We start from the raw sequence: 17,671 nt of genomic DNA, 5'->3' as shown, positions 1-17,671 counted from the left end.
CAAAATTGAGCAAAGGAGCGATTCATATGACAGCAACAAAAGGATTGGAAGGGATCGTAGCGACACAATCCGCCATCAGTTCAATTATTGATGACACACTTACATACGTCGGATATGATATTGATGATCTTGCGGAAAATGCAAGTTTTGAGGAAGTTGTTTATCTGCTATGGCATCAGCGTTTGCCGAAAGAGGACGAGCTTTCAGAGCTAAAACAGCAACTTGCAGACAATATGGCTGTTCCTCAAGAAGTTTTAGATCATTTCAAAACATACCCAATCGCAGATGTACATCCTATGGCTGCATTGCGTACAGCAGTTTCCCTCTTAGGATTATACGATGATCAAGCTGAAGATATGTCTGATGAAGCAAACTACAACAAAGCGATTAAGCTGCAAGCGAAAATTGCTACAATTGTCACTGCTTTTTCCCGTATCCGTAAAGGACAAGAACCTGTTGCTCCGAAAAAAGAGCTTGGCTACGCAGCGAATTTCCTTTATATGTTAAATGGCGAAGAGCCGGAAGATATTGCAATAGAAGCGTTCAACAAGGCACTAGTGCTGCATGCAGACCATGAATTGAATGCATCTACTTTCACTGCACGTGTTTGTGTTGCGACACTATCCGATATGTATTCCGGAATTACTGCTGCAATCGGTGCCCTGAAAGGACCTCTCCATGGCGGCGCTAATGAGCAAGTAATGAAAATGCTTACTGAAATCGGCTCAGAAGACAAAGTGGAAGATTATATCCGCGAAAAATTAAACAATAAAGAAAAAATCATGGGGTTCGGACATCGCGTATACCGCAAAGGTGACCCTCGTGCAAAACACCTTCGCGAAATGTCTAAAAAATTGACTTCACTCCGCGGAGAAGAGAAATGGTATAATATGTCCGAGAAGATCGAATCAATCGTTACTGGCGAGAAGAAATTGCCGCCAAACGTTGATTTCTATTCGGCTTCGGTATATCATTCACTTGGGATCGATCATGATTTATTCACACCTATTTTTGCAGTATCCCGCTGTTCAGGCTGGACGGCTCATATTTTGGAGCAATACTCCAACAATCGATTGATTCGTCCACGCGCAGAATATGTTGGTCCAGATATGCAAAAATATGTGCCAATCAATGAACGATAATTTGTAGGGTTATTCAAAAGACATTCTGTCGATTTGAATGAGTTTACAAGGAAATACTTCGGGGCGGTATCCTCAGTATACCGGCCCTCTCATTTTGAAATGGAGGAATAGAAAATGGCAAAAATCACAGTAAATAACGGCGTTCTTAATGTGCCGGATCACGCAACGATTCCATTCATCATCGGGGACGGAACTGGCCCGGACATTTGGCATGCAGCATCCCGCGTAATGGAAGCGGCTGTTGAAAAAGCTTATGATGGCAAGAAAAAAATTGAGTGGAAAGAAGTTCTTGCTGGAGAAAAAGCATTCAACGAAACTGGCGAATGGCTTCCACAAGAAACGCTTGATACGATCGAAGAATATTTGATTGCAATTAAAGGACCTTTGACAACTCCAATCGGTGGTGGATTCCGTTCATTGAACGTTGCACTTCGCCAAGAGTTGGACCTTTACACTTGCCTGCGTCCTGTACGTTATTTCGAAGGTGTTCCTTCTCCTGTTAAACGTCCAGAAGACTGCGATATGGTCATCTTCCGTGAGAACACAGAAGATATCTATGCAGGTATTGAATACAAAGAAGGCTCCGATGAAGTAAAGAAATTGATCTCATTCCTTCAAAATGAAATGGGTGTTAACAAAATCCGCTTCCCTGAAACATCAGGTATTGGTATTAAACCAGTTTCTGAGGAAGGTACAAAACGCCTTGTTCGCGGTGCGCTTAACTATGCACTTAAAGAAGGCCGTAAATCATTAACGCTTGTACACAAAGGAAACATCATGAAGTTTACAGAAGGTGCTTTCAAAAACTGGGGCTACGAAGTTGCTGAGCAAGAGTTTGGCGATAAAGTGTTCACTTGGAACCAATACGATCAAATTAAAGAAGCTGAAGGTACAGACGCTGCGAACAAAGCACAAGCTGACGCAGAAGCTGCGGGCAAAATCATCGTAAAAGATGCGATTGCTGATATCTTCCTTCAACAAATCTTAACTCGTCCAAATGAGTTCGATGTTGTTGCAACGATGAACTTAAACGGCGACTATATTTCTGATGCACTTGCTGCACAAGTTGGCGGTATCGGTATCGCACCTGGCGCGAACATCAACTACGTTACAGGACATGCTATTTTCGAAGCAACTCACGGTACTGCTCCAAAATATGCTGGTCTTGACAAAGTGAACCCATGTTCAGTATTGCTTTCAGGTGTTATGATGCTTGAGCATATGGGATGGAACGAAGCAGCGGACATGATCACAGCTTCTATCGAAAAGACAATTGCGTCTAAAGTTGTTACTTACGACTTCGCACGTCTAATGGATGGCGCGAAAGAAGTTAAAACATCTGAATTCGCGGATGAATTGATTAAAAATCTGTAAATCGTTAAAGTTATAGACATGCTGCGCTTTTAATCGGCTGTCTGATCAGTAAGGGGGAGCAAGTCTCCCCCTTTATACATATCGAATCAAAAAAGGAGAGTTTTGCCATGACAATGAAACGTAAAAAAGTCTCAGTAATTGGTTCTGGATTTACAGGAGCAACAACTGCATTTCTGCTTGCACAAAAAGAGCTATGCGACGTTGTATTAGTTGATATTCCACAAATGGAAAATCCGACAAAAGGAAAAGCGTTAGACATGCTTGAAGCAGGTCCTGTCCAAGGTTTCGATGCGAATATTATCGGCACTTCGGACTATGCAGAAACGAAAGACTCTGACATCGTCATCATTACAGCTGGGATTGCCCGCAAACCGGGAATGAGCCGAGATGACCTTGTTCAAACGAATCAAAAAGTCATGAAAGCTGTAACAAGCGAAATTGTAAAGCATTCTCCAAACACAACAATTATTGTGTTGACGAACCCAGTCGATGCAATGACATATACAGTATACAAAGAATCTAACTTCCCGAAAGAACGTGTTATCGGTCAATCGGGAGTATTGGATACAGCCCGTTTCCGCACATTCGTTTCACAAGAATTGAATCTATCCGTCAAAGACGTTACTGGATTTGTTCTTGGGGGACATGGAGACGATATGGTACCGCTTGTTCGGTATTCGACAGCTGGCGGGGTGCCTCTTGAAAAATTGATACCTGCTGAACGACTCGAAGAAATCGTAGAACGCACTCGAAAAGGTGGCGCCGAAATCGTTAATTTGCTTGGAAATGGTTCAGCGTATTATGCACCTGCCGCGTCGCTTGTTGAAATGGCAGAAGCGATTCTGAAAGACCAAAAACGAGTATTGCCTTCCATTGCTTATCTCGAGGGCGAATATGGAATGGAAGGCATTTATCTTGGTGTTCCAACTGTGCTTGGAGCAGGCGGTATCGAGAAAATTATAGAACTTGAATTGACGGATGATGAAAAAGCAGCACTATCGAAATCCGCGGATTCTGTGAAAGCCGTCATGAAGGTTCTAACATAATAATTGGAAAACCGGGAAGCCGTTTTGGCTTTCCGGTTTTTTAGTGATTTGTAGATGTTATGCGCTAATTAACCGCATTCATGAGTTTTTGCGACGATTTCTACGTTTAAGTTAGTGGTTTAAGTGTGTAAACGAAGATTTTTGAGTACTTGGCGTGTGTTATATGTAATGAATCGTCTATATGAGCAGTTCAGCATTTCTTAAACAGAGATGTGGAGTAGTGACGCCATTGCTTGCACTTTTCGGAACTTTATTGATACACTTTGAGTATCAACATTTCTATTTTAGGAGTTAAGGGGGAGTAGTTTTTGATATTAGGGAAAAAAAGGCGGGTCGGCCGAAAGATTGACGAAATTGCTGTCGGTGAAAAGCTAAAGCTGACGGAGAAGATCGAGGATAAGGATTTACTGTTATACCTCGGACTGACGAATGATGCCAACCCATTATATATTCAGCATGATTATGCATCGCAGACACCATTTGAAAAGCCGATCGTTCCTACGATTATGTTGACGGGCATTATTACTTCTGCCATATCAAAATACTTACCTGGTCCCGGTTCACATATCGTAAAGCAAAATTTAAATTTTCCGGAGATCGTTTACCATTATGAAACAATTGAGTTTTTATTTGAAGTAATGCAAGTAGAAGTGGAAAAAAATATGATAACGGTTTCTGTGAATGCGAAAAACGAGGATGGTAAAGCTGTCATTGAAGGCACTGTTACAATTTTGCCGCCAGTAGTCGAAGAGAACTTAACATCTCGTGCATTGGATAATTTTTGATCATCATATTAGATAGAGAGCAAGGGAGATGGAGAAAATCGGTAGCAAAATCTTGATTGTGGACGATGAGCAGCCTATTTTGACGTTGCTTGAATACAACTTGAAGCAGTCCAACTTTGAGACAGTTAAAGCGTCCGATGGTGAAGAGGCCATATTGATGGTAGAAAATGAAAATCCGGATTTGATATTATTGGATTTGATGTTGCCCAAAATGGACGGTATTGAAGTATGTAAATATTTAAGGCAGCGGTCCATTAATACACCGATCATAATGCTTACTGCTAAAGGTGAAGAACCCGATAGAATTTTGGGTCTTGAGATTGGCGCTGACGATTATATGACGAAACCATTCAGCCCAAGAGAAGTCGTAGCGCGCGTAAAAGCTGTTCTGCGGCGCACGACCGACCGGACAGGCATTGATGAGGAAGAGAGTCAAGTATTGCGTTCAAGAGAGTTATCAGTTCATCCTGATCGATATGAGGTCTATTTAAATGGAAATGCGTTGGATTTTACTCCTAAAGAGTTTGAGTTGCTCGTGTATTTTATGCAAAATAAAAATCGTGTATTGTCGCGCGATCAATTATTAAGTGCAGTATGGAATTATGACTTTGCAGGCGATACAAGGATTGTAGATGTCCATGTGAGCCATTTGCGTGACAAAATAGAAGAAAATACGAAGAAACCCGTATTCATAAAGACAGTAAGAGGCATCGGCTATAAATTCGAGGAGCAGAAAAGTTGATGAGAGGATTTTACTCGCGATTATTCATTGCATTTGCTGTTTTGCTATTCATTTTGTTAACTGGTCTTGGCGTTGTCCTTGGCCAGTTTTTCCATATAGTAGACATAAAAGCTGACGCGATTGTTCAGAGAAAGTATTCGCTATATTTATTTGTTCTTATAGTTGTCACTTATATTATTTCATTATTTTTCGCAGCACGGATCATTAAACATTTTACTAAGCCAATTGACTCGGTTGCAGAAACGGCAGAAAAAATTGCATCCGGTGATTATTTAGCTAGAACACCATTAGTACAGGATGCTCAGCAGGATAGATTAGCGCTGTCCATTAATCAAATAGCGAGAAACTTGCATGAAATGTCCATCATGCGTGGTATGGAAAAAGAGCGTTTGAAAACTTTGATTGAAAGTATGGGAAGCGGGCTGCTTATGTTCGGCAGAGAAGGCTCGGTCAACTTATTGAACGGTGTATTTGAAAACACTTTCGGCTATACAAAAGACGAATTGATCGGGAAGCCATTTAAAGACATCGGTCTGCCGACTAATATTGAGAAGATAATTGAAGATGTTTTTTTAACCGAAGAAGCTCAAGAAAAGCAAGTTAAACATGGTCAAACATTTTTAAGTGTCTATGGTGCCCCAGTTATCGGAAAACATGGAAATTGGTTGGGGATTATTGTCGTTTTGCATGATATAACGGAGCTCATACGATTAGAGGAAGTGAGAAAGGATTTTGTCGCAAATGTGTCTCATGAATTGAGAACGCCAATTACATCGATAAAAGGGTTTACTGAAACGTTATTGGATGGTGCGATGGCTGAGCAAAATGTATTAAAGGAATTTCTTGAAATTATACAAAAGGAAAGCAATAGGCTTCAGCTGTTAGTCGATGATCTTCTTGAGTTATCTGGCATTGAAAGAGAAGGATTCGATTTGCACATCTCAAAGGTCACAGTTGCCGAGGTTATTCAAGATGCCATCAATATCGTTTCGGGTAAGTTGATTCGAAAAGATATGTCGATTGAAATGAATGATTTTTCACAAATTACATTTGAAGTCGACCGGGACCGTCTTATTCAAGTTATGGTCAATTTATTGTCCAATGCGATTAACTACTCAAAAGAACATACAACGATTCGAATAAACATAACTGAATCCGATCGGGAAGTTATCATTGAAGTGAAGGATGAAGGAATTGGAATTAAACAAGATGAATTGCCTCGTCTATTTGAACGTTTTTATCGAGTGGACCGAGCGAGAAGTAGGGAATCCGGCGGCACCGGTTTAGGCCTCGCAATTGTGAAACACCTTATTGAAGCGCATGGGGGGCATGTAGCTGTAGAAAGTGAGATTGGCGTTGGCACATCATTTTTTATAGTATTGCCTAAGGGATCTGAAAAATAATTTTACAGAAAACAAAGGAAGCATTATAAACTGAAAAAGGAGCGAATTCTATTCGATATTGAATAGAATATGCTTCTTTTTTACTGACGAAGAAGGCGTCGTGTTCATTAATTGGTAGTATTAGGAGGTGCGACTACTGCGAGGAAGCAAAATTTTATAGAAGGATATCAAAGTATTGGAGCATATCCGAGGAGCTTGAAGCCGAGCTTTGAGAAAAGAATTAACGATCTGCAAACAAATTGTTCGCGTTATGTACTGTTTTTCAGTGCCTCTTGAATAAGTAAATTGTTTTTTTAAGATTTAGTCGATAGTTTTTTTGAAACTTCTCGAGCATACGTCCGTAAATACGGTAGATACATAGAAGAAGGGGGAACAACATATGAGTGCAAAAAGAGCAATTGTAGCTATCGGAATGGTAGTTGCTGGCATTATTCTATTAGTCTGTGCTTTTACGACTTGGTATACAGTTGACGAATCTGAGCAGGCAGTCATTATTACATTCGGAAATGCCGATACGACTGTAACGGAGTCCGGTCTGCATTTCAAATTGCCTTGGCCGTTTCAAAACGTTGAAAAGCTTTCTAAAGAGACATTTAGTCTTCAGTTTGGTTATAAACAAAATCCTGATGGAGAGCTCGTCTCTTATGATAAAGAAACAAAAATGATTACTGGAGACGAATATATTGTGTTAGCAGATTTGATTGTCCAATGGAAAATTACAGATCCGCAAAAATATTTATTTAATGCGCAGGATCCTCAAGAAATCCTTCATGATGCGACTTCAGCTTCAATTCGCTCCATTATCGGAAGTTCCACGATCGACTCCGCATTGACAGATGGAAAAGCAGAAATTGAGGGAAAAACGCGGGATTTGCTTACGACTTTAATGAATTCGTATGATATCGGGATCTCGGTGCAAGGCGTTAAACTTCAAGATGTCGAGCTGCCGAATGCAGATGTTCGTGCTGCCTTTACAGCTGTGACGGACGCAAGAGAGACGAAGAATACGAAAATCAATGAAGCGAAAAAATATGAAAATCAGCGCGTGAACGAAGCGAAAGGTGAACGGGATGCGATTAAGTCGCGAGCAATCGGTCAAAAGACTGCCCGCATAGAGCAAGCAAAAGGGGATGTTGCTCTATTCAATGATCTCCATGCTGAATATGCGAAAAACAAATCAATTACCCGTCAACGCTTAATCATTGAAACGTTGGAGCAAGTTTTGCCTAAAGCGAAAATTTATATTATGAACGATAATGGGGAAACTTTGAAATACTTGCCCCTTCAAGAAATATCAAGACAAACACCGCCGCCGGCTGAGCAAAAATCGGAAGGGGGAGAAAACTGATGGCGAATGATAATAATCCGTTCAAAAGCATTGAGGAAAAATTCCTTGAAAAGCAAAGGGCGAAACAAAACCAAAAGAAGAATGCTGAAAAAGTAATCACTCCTAAAAAGCCTTTCAATATGAAAAAATATGTAAGATCAGCGTTAGTATTAACTGCGATTTTCGCAATTGCTGTCGTACTGCTTGCGAATGTCTTCATCGTAAAAGAAGATGAATACCGGATCGTCCGGCAATTTGGTGAAATTACACGAATCGTGAAAGAACCTGGCTTAAATATGAAAGTGCCGTTTATCCAAACGGTTTCCACATTGCCGAAAAATCAAATGACGTCCAACATATCAGAGGCGGAAATTACGACGAAAGACAAAAAGCGAATCATCGTCGATAACTATGCAGTTTGGAAAATTAATAACCCTGGTGAAATGATCTCAAACGCCAAAAATATTATTAATGCCGAAGCTCGGATGGAAGAGTTTATTTACTCGGTTATCCGAAATGAAATGGGGAAATTGAATTATGTTGATGTCGTAAATGACGAAAGTTCTTCCCGCGGCAACTTGAACGATGTTGTAACAGAAAAAGTGAATGGATTCCTTCAAGAAGGAAACTTCGGTATTGAAGTGATTGACGTGCGTATGAAACGCATCGACCTTCCAGAAGAGAATGAACATTCCATTTATACGCGAATGATTTCAGAACGTGAATCAACTGCACAAGCATATTTATCGGAAGGGGATGCCGAGAAGCAGCGAATTGAAGCTGAAACGGACCGTGAAGTGCAAGAAATGCTAGCGACTGCTAAAAAAGAAGCTGCGCTCATTCATGCAGAAGGAGAGTCTGAAGCGGCGAAAATATACAATAATGCTTTTTCGAAAGACCCTGAGTTTTACAATTTATATCGTACGCTGCAATCCTATTCAAAAACAATTGGGGAAGACACGATGATCATCTTGCCAGCAGATTCTCCATACGCAAAAATTCTAACGGGCTATTTTGAGTAAACAGAACAAGGCAGAACCTATGGCTGTAGAATTGCCATAGGTTCTGTTTGTATTTATTGCAAAAGATTTACTTTCTTTTCAACGGCTTCAACGGCATCTTCAACTGACATGCCTTTCATAGAAACGACAGGGAAATCGAACTCATGAGTATTTCCCTCATTGATGGAACGGACGACTCCGATGTCGTATCCGGAAACCTGTTCGTCTGAATGAAACATTTTTACTTCATAACCTTTTGCACTTAGCGCTGCCATAACGTCTTCATAAGGCTGTTCCACAGCAATCTTCACCAATATACTTTTCCTCCTTTCGTAAAGTAATTGAAAGTTCTATCTTACAGTTCCCCCTATGATAAAAATTATGAACGCCTGAAAATATACTCGAACAAATGTATCGTACTTTTTTATTTATGATCGCCAACATGGTAAGATAAACTAAGATCAACATTTGAAAAATGGTTTTTAAAGCCTTGTAAAATAAGGGAGTGGTGGAGATTGGCAAAGAAAAAAATAGTGCTGTTAGATGGGAATAGCTTGGCATACCGGGCGTTCTTCGCATTGCCGCTATTAACAAATGATAGCGGTATTCATACGAATGCGGTGTATGGTTTTACAATGATGCTGCAAAATATTTTATCAGAAGAGAAACCGACACATATGCTTGTCGCATGGGATGCTGGAAAAACGACGTTTCGCCATAAAACGTATGGAGAATACAAAGGCGGACGTCAAAAGACGCCACCGGAGCTTTCAGAGCAGTTTCCCTATTTGCGCAAGCTGTTAGATGCGTATCAAATTCCGCAGTATGAATTGGATCAATATGAAGCGGATGATATTATCGGAACGTTAAGCAAAATCGGTAATGAAAAAGGCGATGAAGTGATTGTCATTTCAGGAGATAAAGATTTAACGCAACTATCAAGCAATCATACTACTGTGTATATTACACGCAAAGGAATAACGGATATTGAAAAGTACACACCTGCACACGTTATGGAGAAATACGGAATTGAACCTTATCAAATCATTGATATGAAAGGTTTAATGGGTGATGCATCCGATAATATTCCGGGTGTTCCTGGAGTTGGGGAGAAGACAGCGTTAAAATTGTTGAAGGAATTTGGTTCGGTTGAAAATGTTTATGCTTCACTTGATAAAGTGTCGGGCAAAAAATTAAAAGAAAATTTGACCGAAAATGAAGAACAAGCATTCATGAGCAAAGAGCTCGCAACAATTGAACAAAACGCACCTCTCACTATTTCCCTTGACGAACTGCAATATGATGGGCCAAATGAAGAGCAAGTGAAGGCGATTTATCAAGATTTGAAGTTCAAGACATTATTGGAAAAGATGGCTCCAGAAGAAGCGGGAGTTCTGATGGAAGAAATTACAATACAACTTATCGAAGATCCTTCAACGATCGAGTTTAAAGATGAAATGGCGATTCATATCGAAATGGCAGATGTGAATTATTTAGATGCAGATCTTATGGGTTTAAGTCTTTCTGATGGTGAAAAGACGTACTATATTCCATTTGAACATGTTCGCAATTCAGACCAATTGAAAGCTTATTTGGAGGATGGCAAGAAAAAGAAATATGCTTCCGATTCAAAAGCTTTATATGCCTCATTATTTAGATATGGCATAAAATTGGAAGGCATCGATTTTGATCTGCTGCTTGGCGCCTATATTGGAAATCCTTCTGCAACATATACGGATGTTGCTTCTATGGTGAAAGATTTCGGCTATACGAATGTTCAATCGGATGAAGTGATATACGGCAAAGGGGCTAAAAAATCAGTTCCTGATGAGCAGACGGTTGCAGAACATGCAGGTCGAAAAGCGGAAGCTGTTTGGAAGTTGAAGGACGCGGTTGAGAAAAAGCTAAAGGAAAACGAACAATTTGATTTATATTATGAATTAGAATTGCCTTTAGCGAAAGTGTTGGGCCAAATGGAATCTACCGGTGTGAAGACAGATCTCGAGACGCTGCAGCAAATCGGTGTTGAGCTGTCCGCAAGGCTGTCAGAATTGGAATCCATTATTTATGAGATGGCAGGACAGCCTTTCAATATTAATTCACCGAAGCAATTGGGAGAGATTTTATTTGAAAAAATCGGCTTGACACCAATTAAGAAAACGAAGACAGGTTATTCAACAGCAGCCGATGTGCTTGAGAAGTTGGAAAGTGAACATGAAATTATTAGCTATATTTTGACATATCGCCAATTAGGTAAATTGAATTCGACTTATATTGAAGGACTGACAAAAGAAATCCATGAAGATGGAAAAATCCATACACGGTTCCAACAAGCGCTTACGCAAACAGGGAGACTAAGCTCCATTAACCCGAACTTGCAAAATATCCCGATCCGTTTAGAGGAAGGACGCAAAATTCGAGCGGCATTCGTCCCTTCAGAACCGGGCTGGCTCATGTTCGCAGCCGATTATTCCCAAATTGAGTTGCGTGTGTTGGCACATATTTCTCAAGATGAAAAAATGATCGCTGCCTTCCGGGAAGATGCCGATATTCATACGAAAACAGCGATGGATGTATTTGGCGTCGATAAGGATGGCGTATCCTCGGACATGAGAAGGACAGCAAAAGCTGTCAATTTTGGCATTGTTTACGGCATAAGTGACTATGGCTTGTCGCAAAGCTTAAATATTACAAGGAAAGAAGCCGGGAAATTCATCGACACGTATTTGGCGTCGTTCCCAAGTGTTAAGCAATATATGGAAGACATCGTCGCAGATGCAAAAATGAAAGGCTATGTAACGACGATGATGAATCGAAGAAGGTATTTGCCAGATATTGTGAGCTCTAATTTCAATTTACGGAGCTTTGCCGAAAGGACAGCGATGAACACGCCAATTCAAGGCACCGCCGCTGATATTATTAAAAAAGCGATGATCGATATGGATAAACGTTTGAAGGAAGAAAAATTAGAGACGCGCATGCTGTTGCAAGTGCATGATGAATTAATTTTCGAAGCGCCAGAGCATGAGATAGAGAAATTACAAGAAATCGTACCGGAAGTTATGGAATCCGCAATAAAATTAGATGTTCCTCTTAAAGTGGAATGGGCTTTCGGGAAATCTTGGTATGAAACGAAGTGAGGAATGAATATGCCTGAATTACCTGAAGTGGAAGGTGTCGTGCGGGAGCTGTCACCGGCTTCATCAGGGAGGACTGTTGCAAAAGTGACAGTCTCTGAAGTAGTGAAAGCATCAAAAGAATTAGGAAAAGAAGCGATCGTTAAAGGAATTACATTGGAAGATTTTATTGCCGAAATGGCTGGTGCAACGATTATGGACGTTACAAGAAGGAGTAAGTACATTTATTTCCATCTCGTAAAAGAAGGCGAGGCGCATTTGTTGGTTAGCCATTTAGGGATGACGGGAGCTTGGTTCGTTGTAGACACTTTAGACGATGTTACAGAGAAGAAGTTTAGGAACCATATGCATGTCATCTTTGAAATGGCTGACGGTGGCCTCTTAGTGTATTCCGATATACGTCGCTTCGGTGAGTTGCGCCTGCTGCGTCAAGAAGGTGACTACCCGCCTTTATTGAAAATGGCGCCAGAGCCTTTTGAAGAAGACGCGATAGAGCATTTTATCGCTATGGCGAGTACTCCGAAATTTGCCCGTAAACCGATTAAAGAAGTTATTATGGATGGCCATGTCATCTCCGGCTGCGGCAATATTTACGCAACGGAAGCCCTTTTCAAAATGAAAATCCATCCTAACCGGACAACCGATCGAGTGAGCGAAAAGAGGAAAAGAGAATTATTCAAAGTCATCGTCGATATTTTACAAGAAAGCATTCATGCCGGTGGGAGTTCTATTTCAGATTATCGCAATATAAATGGACAAGCAGGCACAATGCAAGATCGTTTGAAAATGTACGGTAAGAAAGTGTGCACCGTTTGCGGAAAAGAGACGAAAAGCTTGAAAATCGCAGGCAGAACATCCGTCTATTGCCCTTCTTGCCAGAGATGAGGAGCGTATGTCAATGATTATAGGATTGACGGGCAGTATCGCAACAGGAAAAAGCACGGTTGCGAACATGTTAAGGGCAAAAGGCTTTCCGATTGTCGATGCTGATGTCATTTCGCGTGAAATAGTAGAGCCGGGTAGCCCTGTGTTAAAGGAAATATCGGAAGCTTTTGGAGAGGGCGCGTTACGGGAAGATGGCACAATGAATCGTGAATGGATCGGCGCAAGGATTTTTGGGGATGAAACAGAGCGTCAAAAGCTCAATCGGATTATGCACCCTGCAGTAAGAAAAGAGATGCTCCGCCAAAAGGATGAATGGCTTGGCAAGGGAGCGCAGATAGTCATCATGGATATCCCGCTATTATTTGAAAGCAAGCTTCAGCATTTTGTCGACAAAATCCTTGTCGTCTCGGCAAGTCCAAAAGTGCAGAAGGAAAGGCTGATGGCGAGGAATCATCTCACTGAAGAAGAGGCTGATGATCGCATTCATTCGCAACTGCCTATTGCTGAAAAGGAAAGCGGGGCTGATGCGGTTATTTATAATGACGGCACATTAAAAGAAACGGAAAAGCAATTGGATCAAATTTTAATAGAATGGCAAGCGCAATTCTGAAAAATAGAACATTGTTAATCTGTTCACAAACACTATGCGTCCAATTAAAATATGTTATACTAATTATCGGATTAACGATAAAGAGTATAACATCATCAGGAGGATTTATTCATGACAACTTCAATTGCCATAAACGGGTTTGGCCGAATCGGACGCATGGTCTTCCGACAAATGATTATGGAGGACAGCTTGAATGTTGTAGCGGTGAATGCGTCTTATCCATCTGAAACGCTTGCTCATTTGATTAAGTATGACACAATTCATGGAGCTTTTGACGGTGAAGTCGTTGCGGAGGAAGATGCGCTTGTCATTAATGGCAAACGGGTGAAATTGATAGCTGAACGCGATCCATCCAAGCTTCCTTGGAAAGAATTAGGCGTTGATATCGTTGTTGAAGCGACAGGCGTCTTCAATGCACGCGATAAAGCAGCGTTGCATTTGGATGCCGGCGCGAAAAAAGTCATTTTAACTGCTCCGGGCAAAAACGAGGATGTAACAATCGTTTTGGGCGTTAATGATGATAAATTAGACATCGATCAGCATGATGTCATCTCGAATGCGAGCTGCACGACGAACTGCCTTGCGCCAGTTGCGAAAGTATTGAATGATACATTCGGCATCGAAAATGGTTTAATGACAACTGTGCATGCTTATACAAATGACCAAAAGAACTTGGATAATCCTCATAAGGATCTTCGCCGTGCTCGTGCATGTGCGCAATCGATCATACCGACATCTACAGGTGCTGCGAAAGCTCTTTCTCTCGTATTGCCTGAACTGGAAGGTAAAATTCATGGCATGGCGCTTCGTGTTCCAACACCGAACGTTTCTTTAGTCGATCTCGTTGTCGACTTGAAAAAGGACGTAACTGTGGAAGCGGTGAACGACGCTTTCAAACAAGCGGCAGCAAATGAATTATCCGGCATCCTTCGCTTTACGACAGAGCCGTTAGTATCGATCGACTTCAACACGACGACAGAATCCGCAACGATTGATGGTCTTTCAACAATCGTTATGGGCGACCGAAAAGTGAAAGTGCTTGCTTGGTATGACAATGAGTGGGGCTATTCCGCACGTGTTGTGGGCTTGACTAAAAAAGTGGCTGAAGCGTTAACTGCTAAGGTCAATGCGTAAGTGATTAAAAAACGTAATAGAACCGGCGAAAAGCCATATACTTCTCACAATTGAGAGGTGTATGGCTTTTTTATCGTCTATGTAATTGCTCGAAAAGAAAATCGTTATTCGCAATCTCTGCCAAAATTCCATTGGAACTCTCCAGTTTCGACAGAATTCTGTTATAATCAATATACTATACGAAAATGCGGGGGAACAAAAAAATGATATGTCCAGCTTGTCATTATAATGGCACCCGGGTCATCGATTCCAGGCCCGCGGAAGAAAATCGATCAATTAGAAGACGCCGGGAATGTGAAAAATGTGCTTTTCGTTTCACTACATTTGAAAAAGTCGAGGAAATGCCACTCGTTGTTGTGAAAAAGGACGGTACACGTGAAGAGTTCAACGGTGAAAAACTTTTAAGAGGTCTCATCCGCGCGTGCGAAAAACGACCAGTCGATTTGGAGGCGCTCCATAAAATCGTCTATCTGATCGAAAAAGAATTGCGAAGCGCGGGCATTGTGGAGATCAAATCAGAAGATGTTGGTGAAATGGTCATGGAAAAATTAGCAGATGTAGATGAAGTGGCGTACGTCCGATTTGCATCGGTATATCGCCAATACAAAGATATTAACGTTTTCATCGAAGAATTGAAGAACTTGCAAAACAAGAAATCATAAATTGTAGGAAAAAGGAGGCGGCCGGATCGCATGCTATATGAGGAGCTGCAACCGATTGACATCTTCAGAATCAAGTTGGCACAACCGTTTTCGGACTATGACCGGCAACTCCTGACATTATTTTATCAACCTTTGATCGGTCCAGATGCGATGAGCCTATTCATGTCCCTTTGGTCAGATGCAGAAGGAGACCAAGATGCAGAGCATAATCATTATTATTTGATGAATTTGCTTACAATGCCATTGGGTCGTATTTTTGAAGCTAGGATATCTTTAGAGGCAATAGGGCTACTGCGGACATATTGCAAAAGGGAAGTGAATGACCGAACTTTCCTTTACGAGCTTCTGCCGCCTTTGGATGCAAAAACATTTTTGGATGATCCACTATTGTCCACATTCCTTTTCAGTAAAATTGGAGAGCAGGCATACCGGAATTTACGTGCCCGTTTTTTGGATGACAACAGAATAGATGAAGGTTATGAGGAAGTATCGAGAACCTTCTTGGATGTATATAAGCCGATAAGATATGGAGTTTCAGAAGATTTGGAGGATACCGGGGCGATTAAAGGAAGAATCGAATCCAACGGTATTCCTTTTGCTCATTCTGATTTTGATTATCAACTGATGTGTTCGGGATTATCGGAGCAAATGGTGCCTAAAGCGTCGCTCGCCATGCTATCGAAAGAATTGGTCGAGAAATTGGCATTTCTTTATTCATTGACGCCAATCGATATGCAGAAGGTTATTATGATGGCTTTGGATGAAAACAACTTGCTTCCTGAAGATAGAGTTCGAAAGGCAGCAGTCGATTATTATAAGATGAATATATCCAAATCAGCGCCAAAACTTGAAAAAGTGTTTTCGAAAGAACGCATGATACCTCTAGAAGAGCCGAAAACGCGTGAGGATAAATTCATTCATTACTTAGAAAATACTCCACCGCGTGAAATGCTAAGGGATTACACGGGCAATGAACCGCTTCCAGTGGATGTTGAACTTGCGGAACGACTCGTCACAGTCCATGGCTTTCCAGTTGGAGTCGTAAATGTGCTGTTGCATTATGTCATCATTCGCAATGACGGTAAAATTACGAAAAACTATGCGGAAAGAATTGCATCGCATTGGAAAAACAAAAAGATTATGACTGCAAAACAAGCGATGGAAATTTCAAGAAAAGAGCATGACCAATATTTAAAATGGCAAAACGAAGGAAGCAAAAAAACAACTTCTCGGAAGCCTTCAAGAGAGGAAAAGGTTCCGGAATGGTTTTACAATGAAGAAAAAGATCAACAACCTGCTTCTGATTTAGATCCGTCCATTGACGAAAAACGCAAGCAGCTGCTTGAAAAATTAGAAGCGATGAAAAGCGGGGTGAAATCATAATGGAACCGATCGGCAACACTTTGAAACGTGTAATAAATGCATCTTCTTTAACCGCAAGATATGAAGAACTTCGCAATGAAGTAATGGAATCTCCGGGAGTGCAGGAATTCATTTTAGACCATTCCCAAGAGATTGACAAAACAGTTGTCGATAAAAGTCTTGGTAAATTATATGAATATGCAACCGCTTCGCATCATTGCGACCAATGTCCGAATATTGAAGGGTGCATCAATGTCATGAAAGGTTTTGAACCGAAATTAGTGCTTTCCCGCGGTTATATTGATCTTGATTATGTAAAATGTCCGAACAAATTGATCGACGAAGAAAAGCGTAACGTCACAAACATGATCGATAGCATGTATATGCCGAAAGACGTAATGGAAGCGCGGCTTCATGATATTGACCTCGAACATGATCCGAGCCGCGTATTAGTTGTAGAAGCTTGTGCTCAGTTTTTGAGCGCAATTGGCGAAGATGGCAGTTTACCTGAACGAGGCTTATATATACACGGTCCTTTTGGAACAGGGAAATCTTATATTATTGGTGCGTTGGCTAACGAATTGGCACATCGTCAAATACGGACAGTAGTTGTTTACATTCCTGAGTTTTTAAGGGAGATGAAGCAATCGATCCAAGACCAGACGCTGAATGAGAAAATTGATTTTGTAAAGAAAGCAAAAGTGCTTATGTTGGACGATTTTGGTGCGGAAACGATGTCTGCATGGGCAAGGGATGAAGTTTTAGGAACGATATTGCAATATCGCATGTCTGAAAAACTGCCGACGTTTTTCACGTCAAACTTCAATTATGATGAATTGCAGCACCATTTATCCTATACGCAGCGTGGAGAAAAGGAAGTCGTCAAAGCGGGGCGCATTATGGAGCGAATCAAGACAATAAGCCGTCCAATCCAATTGAAAGGCAAAAACCGGCGGACCCAATAATATTGTAAAAGGTACCACTTGCAATTTTGCTTCTTCCTATTTATAATAATGGTTATTAATTATCTAAAAATAAAATGCATTGAAAAGGACAACAAT

The 17,671-nt window shown here is 41.0% G+C and carries 16 protein-coding genes and 1 other annotated feature (1 of these 17 only partly in view); of the genes, 15 read left to right on the top strand and 1 reads right to left on the bottom strand.

The window, feature by feature from the left end:
- Window positions 1-26: 26 nt before the first annotated feature.
- From citZ to hflC, 8 genes are all read left to right on the top strand, one after another.
- Window positions 27-1,142 (top strand): citrate synthase, encoded by a 1,116-nt coding sequence (citZ, locus tag ACFQ38_RS17730; protein WP_336823464.1) that lies wholly within the window; start codon window positions 27-29, stop codon window positions 1,140-1,142.
- 114 nt (window positions 1,143-1,256) lie between these two features.
- Window positions 1,257-2,516 carry an NADP-dependent isocitrate dehydrogenase gene (icd, locus tag ACFQ38_RS17725; protein ID WP_381482598.1) on the top strand — a complete coding sequence of 420 codons (1,260 nt, stop codon included), beginning with the start codon at window positions 1,257-1,259 and terminating at the stop codon, window positions 2,514-2,516.
- Window positions 2,517-2,623: 107 nt separating this feature from the next.
- A complete protein-coding gene (gene mdh, locus ACFQ38_RS17720) occupies window positions 2,624-3,562 on the top strand; it encodes a malate dehydrogenase (protein WP_336823462.1) in 939 nt (312 codons plus the stop codon).
- A gap of 311 nt (window positions 3,563-3,873) precedes the next feature.
- Window positions 3,874-4,347 (top strand): MaoC/PaaZ C-terminal domain-containing protein, encoded by a 474-nt coding sequence (locus ACFQ38_RS17715; protein ID WP_336823497.1) that lies wholly within the window; start codon window positions 3,874-3,876, stop codon window positions 4,345-4,347.
- Between the two features lie 37 nt (window positions 4,348-4,384).
- On the top strand, window positions 4,385-5,089 hold the full coding sequence (locus tag ACFQ38_RS17710; RefSeq protein WP_336823496.1) for a response regulator transcription factor: 705 nt from the start codon (window positions 4,385-4,387) through the stop codon (window positions 5,087-5,089).
- Window positions 5,089-6,492, top strand: a complete 1,404-nt coding sequence (pnpS, locus tag ACFQ38_RS17705) for a two-component system histidine kinase PnpS (RefSeq protein WP_381482637.1) — start codon at window positions 5,089-5,091, stop codon at window positions 6,490-6,492. Before ACFQ38_RS17710 ends, pnpS begins: the two co-directional genes overlap by 1 nt.
- Before the next feature lie 379 nt (window positions 6,493-6,871).
- A complete protein-coding gene (hflK, locus tag ACFQ38_RS17700) occupies window positions 6,872-7,840 on the top strand; it encodes an FtsH protease activity modulator HflK (protein WP_336823461.1) in 969 nt (322 codons plus the stop codon).
- Window positions 7,840-8,841: a protease modulator HflC gene (hflC, locus tag ACFQ38_RS17695; protein WP_336823460.1), complete on the top strand. Its 1,002-nt coding sequence runs from the start codon at window positions 7,840-7,842 to the stop codon at window positions 8,839-8,841. The genes hflK and hflC overlap by 1 nt, the downstream gene beginning before the upstream one ends.
- A gap of 53 nt (window positions 8,842-8,894) precedes the next feature.
- Here hflC and ACFQ38_RS17690 read toward each other — a convergent pair whose 3' ends face one another.
- A complete protein-coding gene (locus ACFQ38_RS17690; RefSeq protein WP_336823494.1) occupies window positions 8,895-9,131 on the bottom strand; it encodes a YkuS family protein in 237 nt (78 codons plus the stop codon).
- Window positions 9,132-9,335: 204 nt separating this feature from the next.
- On the opposite strand from ACFQ38_RS17690, the gene polA reads away from it, so the two are divergent.
- The 7 genes from polA (at window position 9,336) to dnaI (ending at window position 17,575) form a co-directional block, all read left to right on the top strand.
- Complete coding sequence (gene polA, locus ACFQ38_RS17685) at window positions 9,336-11,960, top strand: DNA polymerase I (protein WP_381482595.1); 2,625 nt, start codon at window positions 9,336-9,338, stop codon at window positions 11,958-11,960.
- A 9-nt stretch (window positions 11,961-11,969) separates the two neighbouring features.
- Window positions 11,970-12,842, top strand: a complete 873-nt coding sequence (gene mutM, locus ACFQ38_RS17680; protein ID WP_336823458.1) for a bifunctional DNA-formamidopyrimidine glycosylase/DNA-(apurinic or apyrimidinic site) lyase — start codon at window positions 11,970-11,972, stop codon at window positions 12,840-12,842.
- A gap of 13 nt (window positions 12,843-12,855) precedes the next feature.
- Window positions 12,856-13,452: a dephospho-CoA kinase gene (gene coaE, locus ACFQ38_RS17675; RefSeq protein WP_336823493.1), complete on the top strand. Its 597-nt coding sequence runs from the start codon at window positions 12,856-12,858 to the stop codon at window positions 13,450-13,452.
- 111 nt (window positions 13,453-13,563) lie between these two features.
- Window positions 13,564-14,586, top strand: a complete 1,023-nt coding sequence (locus ACFQ38_RS17670; RefSeq protein ID WP_336823457.1) for a glyceraldehyde-3-phosphate dehydrogenase — start codon at window positions 13,564-13,566, stop codon at window positions 14,584-14,586.
- Between the two features lie 203 nt (window positions 14,587-14,789).
- On the top strand, window positions 14,790-15,248 hold the full coding sequence (gene nrdR, locus ACFQ38_RS17665) for a transcriptional regulator NrdR (RefSeq protein WP_336823456.1): 459 nt from the start codon (window positions 14,790-14,792) through the stop codon (window positions 15,246-15,248).
- A gap of 30 nt (window positions 15,249-15,278) precedes the next feature.
- The gene (locus ACFQ38_RS17660) at window positions 15,279-16,631 is read left to right on the top strand and encodes a replication initiation and membrane attachment family protein (protein WP_381482592.1); all 1,353 of its coding nucleotides are present in this window, start codon (window positions 15,279-15,281) and stop codon (window positions 16,629-16,631) included.
- Window positions 16,631-17,575 (top strand): primosomal protein DnaI, encoded by a 945-nt coding sequence (gene dnaI / locus ACFQ38_RS17655; RefSeq protein WP_336823454.1) that lies wholly within the window; start codon window positions 16,631-16,633, stop codon window positions 17,573-17,575. Before ACFQ38_RS17660 ends, dnaI begins: the two co-directional genes overlap by 1 nt.
- Before the next feature lie 70 nt (window positions 17,576-17,645).
- Window positions 17,646-17,671 (top strand) — a binding site (T-box leader) (it continues 206 nt past the right edge of the window).

Source organism: Sporosarcina contaminans (assembly GCF_042679045.1).
In the GTDB taxonomy this organism is placed as follows: Bacteria; Bacillota; Bacilli; order Bacillales_A; family Planococcaceae; genus Sporosarcina; species Sporosarcina contaminans.
This window is presented reverse-complemented; position numbering and strand designations above follow the sequence as displayed.

What these genes read in the sequence shown, in the direction of transcription:
- icd (WP_381482598.1), top strand. Translation starts at nt 1,257, where the DNA reads ATGGCAAAAATCACAGTAAATAACGGCGTTCTTAATGTGCCGGATCAC.
- ACFQ38_RS17670 (WP_336823457.1), top strand. Translation starts at nt 13,564, where the DNA reads ATGACAACTTCAATTGCCATAAACGGGTTTGGCCGAATCGGACGCATG.
- nrdR (WP_336823456.1), top strand. Translation starts at nt 14,790, where the DNA reads ATGATATGTCCAGCTTGTCATTATAATGGCACCCGGGTCATCGATTCC.
- pnpS (WP_381482637.1), top strand. Translation starts at nt 5,089, where the DNA reads ATGAGAGGATTTTACTCGCGATTATTCATTGCATTTGCTGTTTTGCTA.
- hflK (WP_336823461.1), top strand. Translation starts at nt 6,872, where the DNA reads ATGAGTGCAAAAAGAGCAATTGTAGCTATCGGAATGGTAGTTGCTGGC.
- ACFQ38_RS17660 (WP_381482592.1), top strand. Translation starts at nt 15,279, where the DNA reads ATGCTATATGAGGAGCTGCAACCGATTGACATCTTCAGAATCAAGTTG.
- citZ (WP_336823464.1), top strand. Translation starts at nt 27, where the DNA reads ATGACAGCAACAAAAGGATTGGAAGGGATCGTAGCGACACAATCCGCC.
- mutM (WP_336823458.1), top strand. Translation starts at nt 11,970, where the DNA reads ATGCCTGAATTACCTGAAGTGGAAGGTGTCGTGCGGGAGCTGTCACCG.
- dnaI (WP_336823454.1), top strand. Translation starts at nt 16,631, where the DNA reads ATGGAACCGATCGGCAACACTTTGAAACGTGTAATAAATGCATCTTCT.
- hflC (WP_336823460.1), top strand. Translation starts at nt 7,840, where the DNA reads ATGGCGAATGATAATAATCCGTTCAAAAGCATTGAGGAAAAATTCCTT.
- mdh (WP_336823462.1), top strand. Translation starts at nt 2,624, where the DNA reads ATGACAATGAAACGTAAAAAAGTCTCAGTAATTGGTTCTGGATTTACA.
- coaE (WP_336823493.1), top strand. Translation starts at nt 12,856, where the DNA reads ATGATTATAGGATTGACGGGCAGTATCGCAACAGGAAAAAGCACGGTT.